General features: G+C 57.3%; 13 protein-coding genes and 1 pseudogene. 8 read left to right on the top strand and 6 right to left on the bottom strand.

Annotation, left to right across the window (positions count from 1 at the left end; genetic code table 11):
• The 3 genes and pseudogenes from CT676_RS32815 to CT676_RS32825 form a co-directional block, all read right to left on the bottom strand.
• Positions 1-1440: a cytochrome ubiquinol oxidase subunit I gene (locus CT676_RS32815; RefSeq protein ID WP_135216191.1), complete on the bottom strand. Its 1440-nt coding sequence runs from the start codon at positions 1438-1440 to the stop codon at positions 1-3.
• 367 nt (positions 1441-1807) lie between these two features.
• Positions 1808-2044, bottom strand: a pseudogene (locus CT676_RS45475) (nitrilase-related carbon-nitrogen hydrolase); the annotation flags it as partial.
• A gap of 635 nt (positions 2045-2679) precedes the next feature.
• Positions 2680-3030 carry a hypothetical protein gene (locus tag CT676_RS32825; protein ID WP_135216192.1) on the bottom strand — a complete coding sequence of 117 codons (351 nt, stop codon included), beginning with the start codon at positions 3028-3030 and terminating at the stop codon, positions 2680-2682.
• Between the two features lie 382 nt (positions 3031-3412).
• On the opposite strand from CT676_RS32825, the gene CT676_RS32830 reads away from it, so the two are divergent.
• Positions 3413-4822, top strand: coding sequence for a patatin-like phospholipase family protein (locus CT676_RS32830; RefSeq protein ID WP_244623333.1), 1410 nt, complete (start codon positions 3413-3415; stop codon positions 4820-4822).
• 49 nt (positions 4823-4871) lie between these two features.
• Here CT676_RS32830 and CT676_RS32835 read toward each other — a convergent pair whose 3' ends face one another.
• From CT676_RS32835 to CT676_RS32845, 3 genes are all read right to left on the bottom strand, one after another.
• The gene (locus CT676_RS32835; protein ID WP_135216194.1) at positions 4872-8222 is read right to left on the bottom strand and encodes an adenylate/guanylate cyclase domain-containing protein; all 3351 of its coding nucleotides are present in this window, start codon (positions 8220-8222) and stop codon (positions 4872-4874) included.
• 486 nt (positions 8223-8708) lie between these two features.
• A complete protein-coding gene (locus CT676_RS32840) occupies positions 8709-9107 on the bottom strand; it encodes a response regulator (RefSeq protein ID WP_135216195.1) in 399 nt (132 codons plus the stop codon).
• A 753-nt stretch (positions 9108-9860) separates the two neighbouring features.
• The gene (locus tag CT676_RS32845) at positions 9861-11300 is read right to left on the bottom strand and encodes an IS1182 family transposase (protein WP_135216196.1); all 1440 of its coding nucleotides are present in this window, start codon (positions 11298-11300) and stop codon (positions 9861-9863) included.
• Positions 11301-11455: 155 nt separating this feature from the next.
• On the opposite strand from CT676_RS32845, the gene CT676_RS32850 reads away from it, so the two are divergent.
• From CT676_RS32850 to CT676_RS32885, 7 genes are all read left to right on the top strand, one after another.
• The gene (locus CT676_RS32850) at positions 11456-12496 is read left to right on the top strand and encodes an IS110 family transposase (protein WP_135216197.1); all 1041 of its coding nucleotides are present in this window, start codon (positions 11456-11458) and stop codon (positions 12494-12496) included.
• 324 nt (positions 12497-12820) lie between these two features.
• On the top strand, positions 12821-13039 hold the full coding sequence (locus tag CT676_RS32855; RefSeq protein WP_244623334.1) for a hypothetical protein: 219 nt from the start codon (positions 12821-12823) through the stop codon (positions 13037-13039).
• A gap of 202 nt (positions 13040-13241) precedes the next feature.
• Positions 13242-14513, top strand: coding sequence for a site-specific integrase (locus tag CT676_RS32860; protein ID WP_135216198.1), 1272 nt, complete (start codon positions 13242-13244; stop codon positions 14511-14513).
• Positions 14514-14566: 53 nt separating this feature from the next.
• The gene (locus CT676_RS32865; RefSeq protein WP_135216199.1) at positions 14567-15472 is read left to right on the top strand and encodes a hypothetical protein; all 906 of its coding nucleotides are present in this window, start codon (positions 14567-14569) and stop codon (positions 15470-15472) included.
• A gap of 372 nt (positions 15473-15844) precedes the next feature.
• Positions 15845-16618 (top strand): helix-turn-helix domain-containing protein, encoded by a 774-nt coding sequence (locus tag CT676_RS32875; RefSeq protein WP_135216201.1) that lies wholly within the window; start codon positions 15845-15847, stop codon positions 16616-16618.
• 255 nt (positions 16619-16873) lie between these two features.
• Positions 16874-17191 carry a hypothetical protein gene (locus CT676_RS32880; RefSeq protein WP_135216202.1) on the top strand — a complete coding sequence of 106 codons (318 nt, stop codon included), beginning with the start codon at positions 16874-16876 and terminating at the stop codon, positions 17189-17191.
• 252 nt (positions 17192-17443) lie between these two features.
• A complete protein-coding gene (locus CT676_RS32885; protein WP_135216203.1) occupies positions 17444-18307 on the top strand; it encodes a hypothetical protein in 864 nt (287 codons plus the stop codon).
• The last annotated feature ends 164 nt before the right edge of the window (positions 18308-18471 follow it).

Below are 18471 nucleotides of genomic sequence, written 5' to 3' on the forward strand. Positions count from 1 at the left end.
CTAACCCTCCCTTTCTTCAGCATAAGGAGTAGGATCAACTTCGTCAGGCGCTGCGGAGAGCGGACGCGCGGGGCGCAAGTTCTGGTCTTCGTCGGCATGCACGCTATCGGGCGCGGTGCGATCAGCCTGGGGCCCTCTTGCGACCAGCTTCAGCATATAACTGACGCCGATTCCGAATACGATGGTGTACATGACGATGAAGAGGATCAGAGTTGTCGAAAGAGCCAGCGCAGAATGGTTCGACACTGCATTCTCAGTCCGCATGACGCCATAAACTACCCAGGGCTGACGACCGATTTCTGTCGTGAACCAGCCCGCCAGGATTGCGATCAGGCCGGCCGGCCCCATCGCGACGGCGAAACGAAGCAGGGGCTTGGAGAGATAGAGACGATTGCGCCACCGTGCCCACGCCGCCCATAGCCCCAGCAAAAGCATCAGCATGCCAAGACCGACCATGACCCGAAAGCTCCAGAACACGATCGTCGAGTTCGGACGGTCTCTTGGTGCGAATTCCTTCAGTCCGGGAATTTGGCCATTCAGTTCGTGGGTGAGAATGAGGCTGCCGAGATATGGAACCTCAAACGCATAACGCGTCGTCTCCGCCATCATATCGGGCCAGCCAAACAAAACCAGCGGAACACTCTCGCCTGGCTTGTTCTCCCAATGCCCCTCCACCGCGGCGATCTTTGCTGGCTGATGCTTTAGCGTATTGAGGCCGTGCGCGTCGCCGATCGCAATTTGAAGCGGGGTCACCACCAGCACCATCCACATCGCCATTGACAGCATGGTTCGTGTGGCCGGTGTATCGCGTCCCTTCAGCAAGTGCCAGGCCCCGGAGGCGCCAACAAACAGCGCCGTCGCCAGATACGCGGCAACCGTCATATGCGCTAATCGATAGGGGAAGGATGGGTTGAAAATGACCTTCAACCAGTCAACGGGGACGACACGCCCGTCGATGATCTCAAAGCCCTGGGGCGTTTGCATCCAGCTGTTGGATGCCAAAATCCATGTCGCCGAAATCAACGTTCCGAGCGCCACCATGATGGTGGCGAAGAAGTGAAGGCCCGGCCCGACTTTGTTCCAGCCGAACAGCATGACGCCTAAAAAGCCCGCTTCGAGGAAGAAGGCGGTCAGGACCTCATATGTCAAAAGCGGTCCGGTGATACTGCCGGCGAAGGCGGAAAAATAGCTCCAATTGGTGCCGAACTGATAGGCCATGACGAGGCCGGAGACGACACCCATGGCGAAGTTGACCGCAAAAATCGCCGACCAGAACTGATAGAGCTCTCGGTAAACGGTCTGCTTCTTCCACAGCCACACCCCTTCGAGGACGGCGAGAAAGCTCGCCAGCCCGATGGTGATCGCGGGGAAGATAATGTGGAAGGAGATGGTGAAGCCGAACTGGATCCGCGCCAGTTCCAGAGCGGTTAATCTGAACATCCTTTGCTTCTCCCGATCCGGTCAATTGGGCGGGTGAAACCCTGATAAAACCCTGTGAAGTTAACTGGAGATTTCGCGCCAGTATCGACTGTAAGACCGAAGACATCTGGCCACGCATAGTGGTCGAGATCATATTTTCCGCGAGCAATGATACGGCGACCCAATTCGGCAATTGCAATGTCTCGCCGGCAAAATGTGGTTCGACCAGCACATCCCCAAGTGGATCCACGATGCAGGATCCGCGGCGAATGAGCACAGTTCGCGCATGGATGGGCGCATAATTAGGCGGCCATCGCCGCGCGTCACGCTCCAGGCCCGTCGGCATCAGCTTGCGGTGCTTGCCTAGAAGTTTGCCCGACGGGCCGTAAGTTAGGGCTGCGCAATAGAGCGATCCGCCATCTCGCTCGATAATGCCCACGACGAGATGCACGGAATTGTCACGGGCGACCTCGCCGAGGCGTGCTGGGTCGGATCTTGGCAAGTCGATTGCGCTTTCATCGTAGCGGCGAAACTCCTCCGGGCCCTCAGGACCACGCTTCCCCAAGCGCGCGCCAAAATCTATCCCCCTCGGATAACCGCCGACGAAGGCCTCTGGATCAACCACGAGATCGGCTCCCTTTCCGGGCGGCGTGGCGTGTGAGTTCGGCAAGCCTTGCGATCGTCTTAGGCGTCTCGAACAGGACCGCCGCGGGTTTCCACGGAGCTGCTATTGGACTCCGGCCCTGGACTTGCTTCAGGACAGAGTTACTCAGCTTTGGCAAATCCCAGCCCTCGCCGGTGCCGCGCCGCAAGCCCATCTAGCGTACCGCTTCTAGTTGGCTCCTTCTCGAGGGTCTTTCGAGATCGCATGATCCAGTGCCCCGACTTCATTAGGACAGCGCTCTGGACGTTTCTCGCGACATCGGCGAGCTCAGAGTTCAAAATTCCATAAGTCTTACGAGGCACCCATCCGCTCTCAATTCTAATGACAGTTATCTCTTGCTAGACGTGGACAGCCACAATCTAGACCCATGTTTTCAATTGCAGATGCGGGTGAAAGTGGGGGCCGCCGGCGTCCGATGGCGGATTGACTTAGAACCATCTGGCACCCCTCCCCGGTCAGCCAAGTGACTCTATTGACGGCAGGCGCCGTCGAACTTCGGAAACACGACCAACGTATTCAATTGGCGCGCGCACACTCGGGGGGTGTCTGGGAAATCGCTGGCCTGAATTGGGCCGTTGTCGTTTGCTGCGTTCATCTCAGCGTGACGTGCGGTTGGCCGACTCCGCGGCCCGGAAAAATAATCTGAAAATCTGCGGCCTAACGCGCGTGATGTCGATGTCGCCCTTCGCGATTGCTTTGGTTTGCTCCACGCCGGCGTCAGATTCGACGTAAACCAACTTTGAAATGCCCTCGGCATTTAAAAGGTCGCTCACCACGTACTGCGGAGCGATACAAATGCTCGGCTTCTTCGCAAGGCGGATTGTCGTGGTCTCTGGCGGGGGATTGGACTCTTCGGCCCTCAGCCGCGCCGCGACGCTCCCAAACACGGCAGCAGAAGCGGCGCACGCCCCAGCCACCAGCTGAAGAAAATGACTGCTATGGGCCAAAATGCGAAGAACTCAACGTGAGCAAATTTAGTCTGCAATGTCCCACGGAGCGGACCTCATTGAAACGTGCCGTCACTTCGCTGATGGGCCAATAACGGAAGTCACGAATGGACTCACTTACTCCATACTACCGTCAGCAATTAATATCTAACGCGAACTGGTCCACAAATGGACGAGAGGGTCAAACGTAACCGCTCGCGATACGCAAGCCCGGGCTCTTAGCGCCTGTGCGCTAGTGCGATGCGCAGGTCCGAGAAAGCGTCGAATATCGACGTCAACCGCGCTTTCCAATGATCCCAAAAACGATTAATCTCTTTCCCTTCACGCAATTCAGAAAGTCGATCGGAGAATAAGCCACACGATAAATTAGATGGAGGAACCAATGGTGAAGAGAGCGATTACGCTCGGCGGCGGCGGACCGGCAGCAGGGCTACACATCGGGGTTCTGAAAGCACTTGCAGAGGACGGCAAGACGTTCGACGATGAGTCTGATGTGTGGGCGTTGTCTTGCATCGGCGCCTGGGTTGGCATCGTCCACAATCAATTCAATGAAGAAACCCTCAAAAAAGAAAACAAAAGCAGAGCCGAACTGACCTATGAATTCTTCAGGGACGGCGTATTTCGGGACGATGAAGGCTATGAGCGTTTCCCCATAAACACCGTATTCGGGGCGGATTGGAACGCCAACATCAAGGCCTTCCAGGACTTCGTCACCGATCCCAAAAGTTACAGTGATTTCCGATGGCAACCGTACAAGATGATGGAACAGATCCAGGGCACCATATCCGCTTGGTTCAACCATCTGCCTCGTAGTGAACAACCCTTCAAGGAATGGCGCGAAGGAGACATCAACAACTGGATACTCAATAAAGTGCTCGCACCTAATCCATTTGTCCGATACCTCACCTCCCTGATGTACTTGTCCAAGGTCAACGGCCTATCCAGGATCAACTATCCGGATAGCGAGTTTATGAAGAGCATAAACTTCGACGAGCTAAAAACGGACAGAATGCCACACATCTATCACAACGCCTGGAATCTCGACGAACAGAAGCTGGCGTTGTTTTCCAATCGTCGGATGAAGGAGGACGAGAAAAAGCAGTACAAGGGAGCTATCGACTCACGCAGCCTGTGTGCGTGTTCGTCTCTTCCCTTCGTCGAAGGGACGGTTGAGATCGACCAAGTTACATATTGCGAAGGGGCGTTAGTCGATACTGTGAACTTCGATAGCTTGCTCGAGGAGCACCCCGATTTGAAAGAAATCTGGGTGAGCCGGATCGTCGATGCGAAGCAAATCCGCAAGCCGGAAAATCTTCACGATGCACTAGCAAATCTCTGCCAATTGTTTGCGGCAACGGTCGGCGAGGATGACGTCAAGCTTTTCAAATATCACGTCAAAGAGGCGCACACGCTCGACAGAGCAGCCGAAGCCGGGATACTCGAGAAAGCAGTCGAGTGCGGGATGCTCGACAAACCAGCCGTGGAGGGAAAGAACTGGAAAAAGCCTTGGAGAGGCGTAGTCGTCGAGATTCACGTGCCGGGACACATCAATTTCAAATGGAATCACAGCAATCTCGAAAATTCGATAATGCTGGGATACGCCGCCGCCAAACAAGCAATCGACGCATTTAACAAAGCGGAAATCGAAATCAAGGCGAATAGTAGAGACGGCAAGCTGCTCAAGCCCATTTTCATAAACGAGAATCCACAGGACGACGCGAATTGGTTAGATCTGCGAGATCGTACTTATGTGGGTCTAAAGAAGGCGGCTAGTGGCGCCAAGCCAAAGTAGGCAGATCGCGTTGTGGATTTAGATCTGGGCATGCGTTGTCCCGGTTTGATTACCGCAGCACATCGAGAAGCGCTTTTGCCTCCTTTAGATCATGCGTCTCGAAGCCTTCGGTGAAGTTGGCATAAATCGGCGCGAGGAAATTCAGCGCTTCCTCGCGTTTACCCCGATCGATCCACAGCGCGGCAAGGTCCATTGCGGCTCGAAGTTCAAGCGTCTTGGCGTGTTGGCATCTTGCCGTATTTAATGCCTGCTCGAGCAGTGCCTGCGCTTCGGCTTCGACGTCTGGTCCGCCGCGGACGACCAGCACCCGTGCCTTCAGCCGATACAATTCGGCCTCCAAAATTCGTTCGCTGTTTCGGCTCGTTGTTGCGAGGCCGTGCTCGATCAAATCCAGCGCCGCCTCGTAGTCGTGACCAATCAACAATGGCGGACACAAAAGCACGTAGAGCGCGGTGATGGCCAGCTGATAACCTGCACTACGATATTCGTCCAACGCGGCACGGATCTCCCCGAGTGCGCTGGGTGAAGGTTCGAGCGACGCCACGCATATGCCCCGAATAGCGCGCGCCAAGCGCCATTGCCGGAATCCATGCTCCTCCGACAGGGCGATACAGCGTTCGGCATGAACTTGCGCAGTCAGGAACTCGCCGCGAAGGGCGTGAAGAATGCATGCATAGTAACAAGCATACGCCTGCGAATGCGGATGACTGATGGCGTCGGCGCGCTGAATGGCGACGTTCACTCGCGTGAGTGCCGTATCAGCGTAGCCGAGCAGCCAGAGCGCCCACGACATCAACGCCAGGTCAGCCACGCCGGCATCCTGGCCTGCCACACGTGCCGCCAGCCTATCCTCCTCGCTGCTCGCCTCGAACGCTTCGTAGGCCCGTTCGATCGCTTCATGGGCACCGGTGAGACGTCCCATGAAAAGGCGGATCATCGCCTGCCCCCGCATCGCGTTGAGCAACGTCGGTCGATCGTCGCGCGCTTCGGCGAGTTGGAGCAGGGCGGCGATCGTTTCCTCAGCCACCGGCAACTCACCGCGCATTACGCTCGCGGTGGTCAACCAGAACATCACCTGGAGTTGCTCAGGGGGGTCTCCAAGGCGCTCGCACAGCTCACGCGCGCGGGCAAAGGTTGCCATCGTCTTGTTCGAGGCTGGTCCTTGGGTAGCGATCAGGCAAGGCCCGAGAGCGAATTGGAAGTCAAGTTCCAACCTGTCCTTTCGCGCGCCCTCGGGCAGATGCCCCGAGGCCTCGATGCCTCGTTGCAGGTGCGCGATGGCCTCAAGGTTGGCCGATCGCATGGCGGCTTTCTTGCCGGCGCGCAGCCAATATGCCTCCGCCTTTTGGAACAGCCCGGCCTCAGTCAGATGGTGCGCGAGAGTTTCGGGGTGAGGCTCCACAATTTCCGGGAACCGTTGCTCGAAGGCGTGTGCGATCGTGGCATGCAGCGCTGCGCGTCGGCTCTTCAGCAGTCCCGAGTACGCAGCATCTCGCACAAGCGCGTGCTTGAAGGTATAGACCGCCTGGGGTATCTCGCCCCGGCAGAATATCAGCTCCGACCGAACCAACTGGGCAAGCGCCTCCTCAAGTCTCTCTTTTGGCAACCCGGCTACGGTGCTCAGCAGTTCGTAGGAGAACTCGCGACCCACCACAGCGCCGATCTGAGCCACCTCCCTCACCGGAGCCAATCGATCGAGCCTCGCCATCAGCGATGCGTGCAAACTCGTCGGAATCGCCATTGGGGGCAGAGGACGGTTGAGGACGTAGTGATCGCCCTGCTGATGCAATAGCCCCGTTTCGAGCACAGTCTTGGTCAATTCCTCCACGAATAGGGGCACGCCATCGGTGCGGGCGAGGATCTGGTCCATTACCTCTTCCGGGAGCGTCTTGCCGGCGGTGACGCGCTCGATTAACGCCGCCCCGTTGCGTCGGTTCAGCCGCGTGAGCGAGATCGTCGTCACATGCGCATGACCTGGCCAGGGCGGCGTGAACTCTGGCCTCGCGGTGATGAGCAGCAGCACCCGAAGCCGCGGTATCTGTTCTAAGGTCATCGTGAGCAGCTCCAGCGACGTCGGATCTGCCCAATGGACATCCTCCACAACGACGAACACGGGCTGTCGCGCCGCCAAGCGATTGAGCTGAGTCAAAAACGCCCCCAATGTCATCTCCTTGCGCTTCTGCGGGCTCAGCTCTGGTATGCGGTAGCGCTCACTGGGGGGTAGCGACAGAAGGTTAGCCAAAGGTAGCAACACGCGGTCGGCATCAGCCCGCACGAGCAGAGCCTCGAGCTTAGCAAACTTCTCTGCGGGCGGGTCGCCCCGCTCGAACCGGGCAGCGCGTTCGAGCTGGCGGGTGAAAGGATACAGCGCACTGTTGGTGTGGTGCGCCGAGCAGAACTGGCGCACCGTGATATGCGGTTCGGCCTGGAGCCGCTCGTCAAGCGCCAGCGCAATGTGCGACTTGCCGATACCGGGCTCTCCGATGAGCATCACCGCGCAACCTTCGCCACGCCTGGCGTGCTGCCAGCGACGCAACAGTATCTCGATTTCCTCGTCACGCCCAATTGGCGGCGCTAATCGGGTTTTGTGCTGTGCCTCGAAGCGGCTTTCCACCTCGGTTGTTCCCAGGACCTGCCAGGCTGGTATTGGATCCGCCCATCCTTTAAGCGCGACAGGGCCGAGATTGCGGAATTCGAAATGCCCATCAGTGAGCCGGTGCGTACTTTCGGAAATCAGCACGGTGCCGGGATTGGCGAAGGTCTGCAGGCGCGCAGCCAAGTTCGGCGTCTCGCCAATGACCGCCTGCTCTTGAGCTGAACCTTCGCCGGTCAAATCGCCCACGACCACCATACCGGTAGCGATACCAACGCGAACCTGCAGCTCGGTGGCGGGGTCTGTCCGGAGGCTAGCCACGGCATCGACCAGCGCCAGCCCGGCGCGTGTCGCCTGTTCAGCATCATCCTCGTGCGCCTGGGGATAGCCGAAATAGGCGAGCACGCCATCTCCCATGTACCGCGCGATAACGCCCTCATTCCGGGCAACAACCTCTGCGATGCAGCGGTGATAGGTGCCCATTACGGCCCGCAGGTCCTCCAGATCAAGGCGGGCCGAAAGTGCGGACGAGCCGACCAAATCGCAAAACATGACTGTAAGCTGACGCCGCCCGGCGTGGTCTGCCGACGCCAGCTTCGCGCCCACTTGAGGCGTTCGCGGGACCTCTCCCTGAAGTGCTACGATCGCGCGCAGCATCTTGCGGCGATGGCCAAGCAGGACGCCCAAGTCCTTTAGATCCTGCTCCGTGAGATCTCGAACGACCGAGAGATCGATGGCGTTTTCGCGGAATCGCTCGGCGTACTCGCCCAAACCGATCGATGCTAGCCACTCTGCAATACCGGTCATGGTATACCTATGGCTTATACAATGAGAATAGCACATTAAAGAGAGGCTTGCGAAGGCACATCTGCCGACCGAAGCGCCGATCGCCGGACTTCTTGCCCAATGTAACGCTGTGGCCCAGCCGAGAAGTGAACGCCGCCAAGCGCGATATCTGTTAGGGGTCGATTGGGTTGCAAAAGTCTTTTTGGAGGTCGAACAAAAAGTCATAGAGCCGCTGATGCATTTTGCGCGCGGCGATGTGAGGGACCATATCGATTGAACCAAAATCGATCACGGATGTCCGTAATCGCACCGACAGCCAATGCGGCAGCGGCGAGGTCTTAAGATTAACTTTCGCGAGATTCTTGTGGTTGTTCGACTTTCGACTTTTGCAACAATATCGGTCAAAAGCGGCGGTCGGGGCGGTCCGGACCCGCGTCCGGTCAGCGGCCAATTGCAGACATCCAAATCGGCCCAGCTTGATTCAGCTAAGGGCCAAAAGGCGACATCCTACGGCGCGTTGCCGGTCGGCGTGCCAGCATTCAACAGTTGGGAAACGGCGGTCACAAGCTGAGCAGGCGCGAACGGTTTTGTGAGAAGCACGCTATTCGGCACGCCCTTAGATGACCACTCTTCGGCTGCTTTGCCCGTCATATAGATTATTGGTAGCGCGGGATCGATCTCCCGCGCCACGCGGGCAACGTCCCATCCCTCCATTTTGCCGGACAGATGGATGTCGCTGACAACTGCGAGAAACTTCTTGTGATTTAGGGCGGCTACCGCTTCCTCGCCTGATGCAAAAATGCTGACTTCAAACCCGCCTTCCCTCAGTGCTTCCTCGACCATGCTTTGAATTAACTGATCGTCCTCAACGAGCAATATCGTCGGAAGTGTCTGCACTTGTTCCACTGCATTTCCACCCCTGCCTAATCGTCAAGCAATATTGACGTCGGAGTGAGAAGTCCGTCGAACGGAAAGTGTTCCGCATAAATGTTTAAAAGTTAACACTGGTGGAATTTGCCTCGCCGCCTTCCATAACAGGAGCAACGCAGCAGGGAGCGACGGGCACAAAGAAGATGACGCGGCCAAGTTAGCTACCCAGATCTTCAATCCGGCTTGCGCGTATACGGGTGCCCAACCTGGAGGCGGTTGTAGTTGAATGGCAGACTGCCATAATTTGCCGAGTGTCGGTCCATCTTTGGACAGTCGTAGAAAACACAGCAGTGGGGGTGGGAATGGTCCGAACCGGGGCTCTTAAAGCTTCGACAATTTGGTCCGCAGAGGACGAGGAAAAGCTTTTGCTGATGCGGGAGAGCGGATCGGCGTTCAGCGACATTGCAGCAGCCCTCGGCCGTAGCCAAGCATCGGTCGAAGCTCGCTATTCCATCTTAAAGAAGCAAAACAAACTGCAAAGCTGAGCCGCACGGGAGTTGGCGTCTGGCTTTTTGCCCTGTCTCTCCAGAACCACTGAGGTCAGCTTCGGGTCTTGGTCGTGTAAAAACGCTATTGCATGACGGGACCGGCGCGGTCGAACTCAGGCTACCGCAGTCCGATCAATTTGGGCAAGTTTTACGGCCGCTCGACCAGAACTCATCCTGAGGCAATGTCGGGGCTCTTTTTTACGCGCCCCATGAACCGCAACGGCGCGCGCCAGCTCCCGTATCACGCCCTCACCGCCGCCAGCAGCGGTTTCATCCCGACGATGTTCAGCACGCGTGTCAGATTGTAGCCGAGCACGCACAGCGCCATCTCGGTCGCAACTTTCGGCAGCGTCACGCACAAGAAGTGCGTCGCGCCCATGCGCATCTTCAGTGTGCCGAACGGATGCTCGACGGTCTCGCGGCGTGTGCGCATGGCGTTTGGATTCTTGTCGAGCCGCGCCTGAGCGCGTTCGAGAACGTCCTCGTGCACCCATCGCTTGATACGGCGTCGTGGGCTCGGCGTGCACTTCGATTTGAGTGGACAGGTTTTGCAGGCGTTCGTCCAATAGTTGCGCAGCTTCTGGCCGTCTTCGTCGTTGGTATAATAATATTTGAGTTTCTCACCGGCCGGGCAGCGATAAACATCCTCGTCTGGCAGATAAGCAAAGTCCTGTTTGCCGAAGCGTCCCGAAGCCTTCGCACCCGATGTCATCGGCTTGGGCAACGTCACCGTGATGCCAGATTGCTCGCACGCCACGATTTCTTCACCCTTGAAGTAGCCGCGATCGGCGACAACATCGAGCGTGTCGGCCTCAAGAACGGCTTTGGCTTGCCGGGCTATGTTTGCAAGTTGCGACCGGTCTGAGCCGCTTGTTGTCACCTCGTGCGCGACGATCAGATGGCTTTCTGTATCGACCGCCGTCTGCACGTTGTAGCCGACGACGCCAGAACCACGGCCGCTCGTGGCCATCGAACGGCTGTCGGGATCAGTGAACGATATCTGCTGATCGGGCGACGCCAGAACCTGTTTTTCAATCGCTGCGAGTTTCGCCATTTCAACGGTCAGATGTTCGAGCCGTTCTTTGATCCGCGTCTTTTTTAACTCCAGTGTTTCCGACGGCTCGTGCCGGTCGGTGGTATCGAGCTGAGCGAGATAGCGCGCAACACTCTCCTCCAATTGCGTGCGCCGCCGCTCGACTTTGCCGCGCGTGAAGTTCTTATCGCGATTATTGACTGCTTTGAATTTGCTGCCGTCGATGGCAACGCTGGCTGTCGCGAGCAAGCCCATCTTGCGGCACACCTCGACGAAGCGCGCGCAGACCTTTTTGATGCCGGGACCATTGTCCTTGCGGAAATCGGCAATCGTTTTGTGATCGGGCGCAAGCCTGGCGAGCAGCCACATCACTTCGACGTTGCGGCCAGCTTCACGCTCAAGCCGGCGGCTCGAATGGACACGGTTGAGATAACCGTAAATGTAGAGCCCTAAGAGCGCGGCCGGATGATACGACGGCCTACCTGTGCCGGCAGGCTCAACGCCACCGAACCCAAGTTCAGCCAGATCGAGGGCTGCAACGAAGGCGTCGATCACGCGAACCGGATTGTCATCTGCAACCCAGTCGTCCAGGCATTCCGGCAACAAAGTAGATTGCCCGCGATCAGCTCCTTGAACGAAACGAGTCATGCCAGCCCCGCCGATTCAGTGCAGGAATCATAGCAGGCACGGCGTTTTCACACATGGGGTAATTCCGGGCTCGAGCCATACTCAGGCTCAGGGAATCGGCTCTCCTGGAATCGACAAGGCCCTCCCTCAGGGCCTCGCAATGAAGGAGAGAGGTTATGGAACACTATGTCGGATTAGACGTATCGCTGAAACTGACTTCGATCTGCATCGTCGATCGGACAGGAAAGGTCGAGCGCGAAGGAGTGGTTGCTTCTGCCCCGGAGGCGATCGCGACGTTCATCAAATTGCATGCGCCACACGTCGTTCGGATTGGGCTCGAGACCGGAGCAACGTCGACATGGTTGTGGACCGAGCTGGATAAGATGGGGTTGCCCATCGTCTGCATTGACGCCAGGCATGCGAAGGCGGTTCTGAAGATGCAGATCAACAAGAGCGACCGAAATGACGCTGCTGGCATAGCGCGTATCATGCAATGTGGTTGGTACAAGGAGGTTTGCGTCAAAGATCTCGATAGTCATGCGACCAAAGCTCTTCTTGTCAGTCGAGCTCTGCTCGTCAAGATCAAGCGGGATATCGAAAATCAAATCCGGGGGCTCCTCAAGAATCTTGGCCTCGTCATCGGACGAGCAAAGATGAATATGTTTGCTGTGCGCGCCGCGCAGTTGGCCGAGGATAGGTCAGAGCTTTTTGCCGCGGTAGATCCGTTGCTGAAGGCACGCGAGGCCATCGAGCAACAGATTGTGGACCTTGACCGCAAGGTGCTGCGGCTGGCTCGCAATAATGCTCAGGTGCGACGGTTCATGACGGCTCCTGGCATCGGCCCGGTCACGGCCCTTTGCTTCCTTGCGACGATCGATGACCCCGCTCGCTTCAAGAGATCACGAAGCGTCGGAGCCTACGCAGGGCTAACGACCCGCCGATACGCATCCGGCGAGATTGACTGGACGGGCCGAATCTCGAAATGCGGCGATAAGATGCTGCGAGGCTACCTCTACGAGGCGGCCAATGTGCTGCTCACACGCGTAGCAAAATGGTCAGCACTCAAGGCGTGGGGCATTCGGCTCGCGAAACGAAGCGGGCTACGCAAAGCCAAGGTTGCGGTTGCCCGCAAACTTGCCGTCATTCTGCATCGGATGTGGATCGATGGTACCGAATTCAAATGGTCATCAAAGGATGCTGCTGGGCAACCTGCATAAAGGATAACGAGTTCCCGCCGACCAGGCGGGAGCGAACGTCCCTGCCGGGACGCTGGCGTTGGTGAGATCGCCCCTGGCTTTGCGACGCTCGAAAGAGCAAAGCGCGCTTCACACATTGATCCGCCAGCGCCATCTTACGCCATCATGCGGAGGGCACGCCCCTACCGCGGAGAGAACCATGGACCCGGCAAGGATGTTCAAGGAAAGCTTGACCTCACGCCCGGAATTAGAGAACAGCCAGGGTCATCAGCAGTAATACTTGCGTTGAGGAATCAAGTCGGCTCCTCCTCTGACCCCAACGCTGCCGATACTTACCGGGAAAAGGTGCGCGACCTGAAGAAGACCCTGGCGGTAGCGGACGAGAACAGCCGCCTTGCGGCCCATGAGGCGCTGCGCGAGATTGTTGAGAAAATCGTTATCCACCCGCGTGGACGTTACAAGCCGGTGGAGATTGAGATTTACGGCCAACTCGCCGCCCTGCTCAGAATTCTGAGAGGGCGGCTGGCCCCCGGGAGTCTGGGGGTGTGCTGGTTGCGGGGATAGGATTTGAACCTATGATCTTCAGGTTATGAGAACAATTAGGCTCGTTTCCTGATGGTGCGCCGGGTTGCCCCACGTGTCATAACCCATTGTTTATAAACTATTTATTTGACTTTTCGATTTCGGCGGTGTCCTGTCGTTTCCGCTACGGTGGCGACACGGTGGCGACACGAAGAACAAACCGACACCGCTTTTACGCCCTGGTATGCCAATCAAGCTCTCTAAACGCACTGTTGACGCCCTCGCCGCTGCCCCCCTGCCCTCCATCGGCTACGACACCGAATTGAAGGGGTTCGGCGTGCGGCTCGGCGCGGGTGGCTCGCTCAGTTGGTTCATCGAATACCGGCCGGGGGCTGGCGGTCGGCGCGTCGCCAAGAAGCGGTTCTACTTTGGCTCGCGCGAGTTCACGCCCGAACAAGCGCGCCAGACTGCCAAGGAATTGCTTGCGGCGGTTGCGCTGGGCGGCGACCCTATGAAGGATCGGATTCGCGAACGCCAGTCTCTGACCTTCAGCGAATTTGCCGAACGCTACTTGGCTGAGGAAGCCCAGGTAAAATTGAAGCCGGGCACGATTGCCAACTATCGGATTGCGATCAGAAAGCATGCCGTCCCTGACCTGGGCCGGATCAAGCTCGACAAGATTTCCAATGCCGATCTCGCGCGGCTACACACCAAAATTGGCAAGACCAGCACGGTCAACGCCAACCGGACTATGGAATGTATCTCGTCGATCTTTCGTTACGCCGCGACCTGCAACATCGTTCCGGTCGGCCACAATCCAACCAAGGGACTCCGGGCCTTCCGTGAGAACCGACGTGAACGATTCCTCAGTTCGGAAGAACTGGGGCGTCTCGGCGAAGCAATCCGGGAGGCAGAGACCGTTGGCATCCCGTATGAGATCGACGGGTCGAAGCCGTCGGCAAAACACGCCCCCAAACCCGAGAACCGCCGTATCCAAATAGATGTTTACACTGCCGCGGCGTTTCGGCTGCTCATTCTAACGGGGGCTCGCCTTCGCGAAATTCTGCATCTGAAATGGGATTACGTGGACTTTCAGCGTGGCCTGCTTCTGCTCCCGGACAGCAAGACGGGGCGGAAAGCCATAGTGCTGAATGCTCCGGCCCTTGCCCTGCTGCAGAAGATCGAACGAGCGTGGCAATATGTCATTGCATCAAGCGATCCTGATCGTCCGAAGGCCGACCTTAATCGGCCGTGGCGTACAATCTCCAAACGTGCGGACCTAGCTGGCGTCCGGATACACGACCTTCGGCACACACACGCCAGCGTCGGGGCAGCCGCTGGTCTGAGCTTACCTATCATCGGCAAACTGCTTGGACATACCCAGGCGAGCACAACACAACGATATGCGCACCTCGCCTCGGATCCGTTAAAGGAAGCGTCTGAGAAGATCGGCTTGTCGCTGTCCGCGCAAATGGGCGATACACCGACGCCCGAAAAGGTCGAAGCAAAGCGTTGACCTGCGGAATGATACCGTTTGCTTTTGCGCTGACTTGAACATGAGAAAATGTGATGTCTAGTCCGACCATTCACGGAGAACGACTGCCGCTTGATCGGCGACTCGACCTGGAGCTCGTTGAGATAACGGAAACTCAGTGGAGGGAGATTGAGAAAATAATCGGGCTGAGCCTTTCGAACAGGACGATGGCAATCCAGTTTTACATGCACCTTTACGGAATGGCTGGCTCTTCTCACTCCCCTGACAACACGGTGCTGGTCACAGACATTCTCCCCGCTCTTGAGCGCTGGATGCGCGCGGGCGATGTATTGATTGAAAAACTCAGAGGTAAGAAAATAGATTTATCCTCTAGAGATGCTTACGTCGCGCTCCTCGATGAGGAACGCATCCAGAAGCTGCGCAGAGTGTTACCGTCGCAGTTGCTTTTGTTTGCCGCTGAATCTGCAGTTGGAGCAGGCCAGATTGTGAAGCAGGAAATTGAGAGCGAGAGTAGACATCGGCCCATTGAAAACGATCTTTGGTCCGCATGGGTCTGCTTAACCGCGAGAATACTCAAAGCTGCGGGCTTGAAGATTTCGGGAGCAAGCATCGACAAAAGCTCACACGCAAATCCCTCTCCGTTCATTAGAGCCGTCATAGAGCTACAGTCCCTCCTTCCGAAGCAATGCCGACGCTACAATGGCTACGAATCCGTCCGCACTGCTACGCAGCAGTCATTGAGAAGCATGGGCGGACTAAAAACCCAACTGCTCGTTCAAGTGTTGATGTGGGGACTTCAGTTGCCGGAGCACCCCGGATATCCTGGCAATTTGCGAAAGGGATCTAAAGGCGACATCGCAGCGTTCGAGGCGCGCGTGAAAGAAATGCAACATAAAATCGCGCTACGAAATCAGAAATTTGGGTTCGATCCCTATTCGGTCTTTCCGCATTTGCGTCCATCATCGGAGGGTGACACCTAGCCTTGGCTTCGCGTCTCCATCACGGAGTACAGTAGCCTCGGTTTCGGGAACCCAAATTCGCATTCTGAAGATTTTTTCTTCCGCCCAATCTGCCCCAGATGTCTAGCTTGTCGTCTCGCTTCCGGGCTGGTCCGGACGTTTCCGCGAGATGATGATGTCACAGACAAAGACGACCAACGAAGAATTCTACCTAACGCCGCATCAAGCCGCAGACTATCTCAACAGTTCAGTCTCAACACTCGCGAAGCGTCGCCTCTACGGCGGCGGGCCGCGCTTTACTCGTATTGGACGAGCCGTTCGATACCGCAAATCCGACCTCGATGAGTTTATGGCTTCGAACCTGCAACGGTCCACCTTCGAAAGGACCGAAGCATGAACGACGCTACCTTCTGCTTATCGCAAGACGCTTCGATACAAGCGCATCTGGAGATCGCCAAAAAGGCAATTGCCTCAGGCGAGAATGATCTGCGCCGGGCCGCTGAGCATATAGCCGAAGCCCACAAGCAAGGCGCGTCTCAACGACGGATCGCTGCTGCAATTGGGAAATCGGTTTCCACTGTAAATAGATATCTGAATTGGCACGATTCCGGATTCCGAGATGAAACTCCGTTCGGTCCTGAGTCCAAAGCCAAACGCCAACGCGCGCGTGTTCGGGCGACCGAACGCACTAATAGTGGGAAGAGATCACGCGGCGAAGTGGCGCAGGACGAACTTGCTGCAGCTCTTGCTCGTGCGCAGGCCGCCCAGGCCGACGCCGCTAGGGCTAGAGCCGAGGCTATCCGAGCTACGGATGAGGCGATGCGGGCTAAAGCAGAAGCAGTTCGAGAGCGCCTCCGATCCGGCAGAGCTGATCCTAGCCATTCTACAGCAACCGCACCACGACACCCATTAGATCGTCGCCAGCGCGATTTACTGGTGAAGGCGCTCGGCATGCTTGGCTCCGATCAAGTCGGCGAGCGCGCCGCGGCTGCGCTCATCGCGGAGAAACAACGCAGCAAACTCGGAATGACCTGGGACGAGCTGGTTGTAAACGACCAAGACGGTTGTGATCTCGACGAGGACGAACTCGACGACGACGACGAGCTAGATGACGAGGACGAGGACAGGGACTGGAAATGTCACGAAGCTGGAGAACAACCCAATTGATCGCCGCCGCCGACTTGTTTGGCGCGAGCCAAAGCCACTAAGGCGTGGCCAAGGCCGAATGAGCTGTTAGTTGCGCGATCCGCACAGGAGAAGCGCTTCAGGAACGTCTTAAGGCGGACAAGTTGCGAGCGCCCCGACGACCCTGAGCCGCCAGACTTCGCGCGAGAGAACTGGGCCGCGGATTTCGACCGCGACCTTCGTAAGCACGACCGATAATCGCGACCTTTCGCAGCGGTCATATCCAAGGAGACCAAGATGATCGACAACATCGACCGCGCCGCATCGGCGCTCACCGCCGTCGAGGCATTCCGCGAAACTGGGCATGGCTCGCCCGACATCGCCGAGGCCGTTGGCTACCTAATCGGCAGCCTGATGCACCTCTGCGTGCAGAAAGGCCTCGATCCGTTCAAGATCGTGGAGCAAGGTGCCTGCCACTTCATCGTGGAGGTCATCGATCCCGACGGCATCAATTACGAGGCTAGGTTTCACTACACCGCCTCGGCACGGCGCTATGGATCGCGCGACCGGTTCCGCGTGTTCTATCAGAACCCTTCGAAGGCGGAGGTCTCGTGACATTGCTGGGCGCAATCTCGCGACATTCTTCGCTGGGCTCGAAGACCGTTTCGACGTCCTTCTCGCGCCTGCCCCTCTTACCGGTCATCCAAACCCACGGATGCTGACGCGCGTTGATGCCGGAAAGCGCCACGGCTGCGCTCATCACGGAGAAACAACTACCGATATCGGCAGAGACTGGGACGATCTAATCATCCCGGATCTTGACGACGAGTATGACGAAGACCTGGACGATGAAGGGTAACCCCTCACATGAATTTCTATGAACGCCTACGTCGCAACGGTCCCGTCTTCCACACCCACGTCAAAGCCCACCATGCGGTTCTCGCCAACGAGTATTGGTTCAGTGACGCCACGCCGAGGATGGGCAGGCAGTTCACCGCCGAAAAGGCGAGGGAGCGAAAGGCCGAGATTATCAATCTCTTGTATAGAACAGCAAAGCGCGCGCAGCGCTATGGAAATCTCGACGTTGCCACCGGCCTTGAGCTGCTTGCGGACAAGCTGTTCTACTGCCAGCCTGCACGGCGTTGCGGTTCTCTTGCCTGCCCCGAATGCTCACGCGCATTTCAAAAGGCGAAGGTGGCGGCGCAGCGCACGACGATCAAGCAGTTGAGGGGTACGCGGAAGGGTAAGCTGCTGGTGATGGTGACGATCATCCCGCTGATGGTCACGTACAAGCCGGAGGATCTGCCCGTTCTCAAGGTTCAGAAGCTGAACCGGTGGCTCAAGGATGCGCTGACGAAAGCTGGCTTCAAACGGGTCATGCTCGGCAGCATCGACCTGAGTTGGGAGGACGGTTTTTACCAACCACATTGGCACATCGCCATGTGGACCTCTGATCGGAAGCGGCTGAGGCGTCGCCTCAAGAGCATCTTCCCTGGGCTCCAACGCGGTGATCGCCCGGTTCACACCAGCCCAACCTATAGCCTTGGCTTCCTTCCCTACAAGGACAAGGCCATCAAGCTTCCAGCTTTGATGAGAAACAATCGGCGTGGACTTCCCTATCTGCTGCTGGCCCTCAACGGCACCGAACCACTGGAATTGATGGTTCTGTCCGGCGTCCGGGTGAGTACTCAGAAGGGTGGCCTCAAATTCAAGAAGATCGAGCGCCGGTGAATGGCGACTCATTGAGAGCGTCGTATCGACAAAAGACGATGAAATCCCGAGTTGTGGCTAGTTCGATGAAGAGAAGCCGCCCCAAAGGACAGATTAGGCCGAGATTTTGAACCGAACTGATTATCGAGGTGCCCATCAAACAATCGACGATGGCGACGCTAATT

Origin of the sequence: Bradyrhizobium sp. MOS001 (assembly GCF_004634465.1) — a bacterium.
In the GTDB taxonomy this organism is placed as follows: Bacteria; Pseudomonadota; Alphaproteobacteria; order Rhizobiales; family Xanthobacteraceae; genus Bradyrhizobium; species Bradyrhizobium barranii.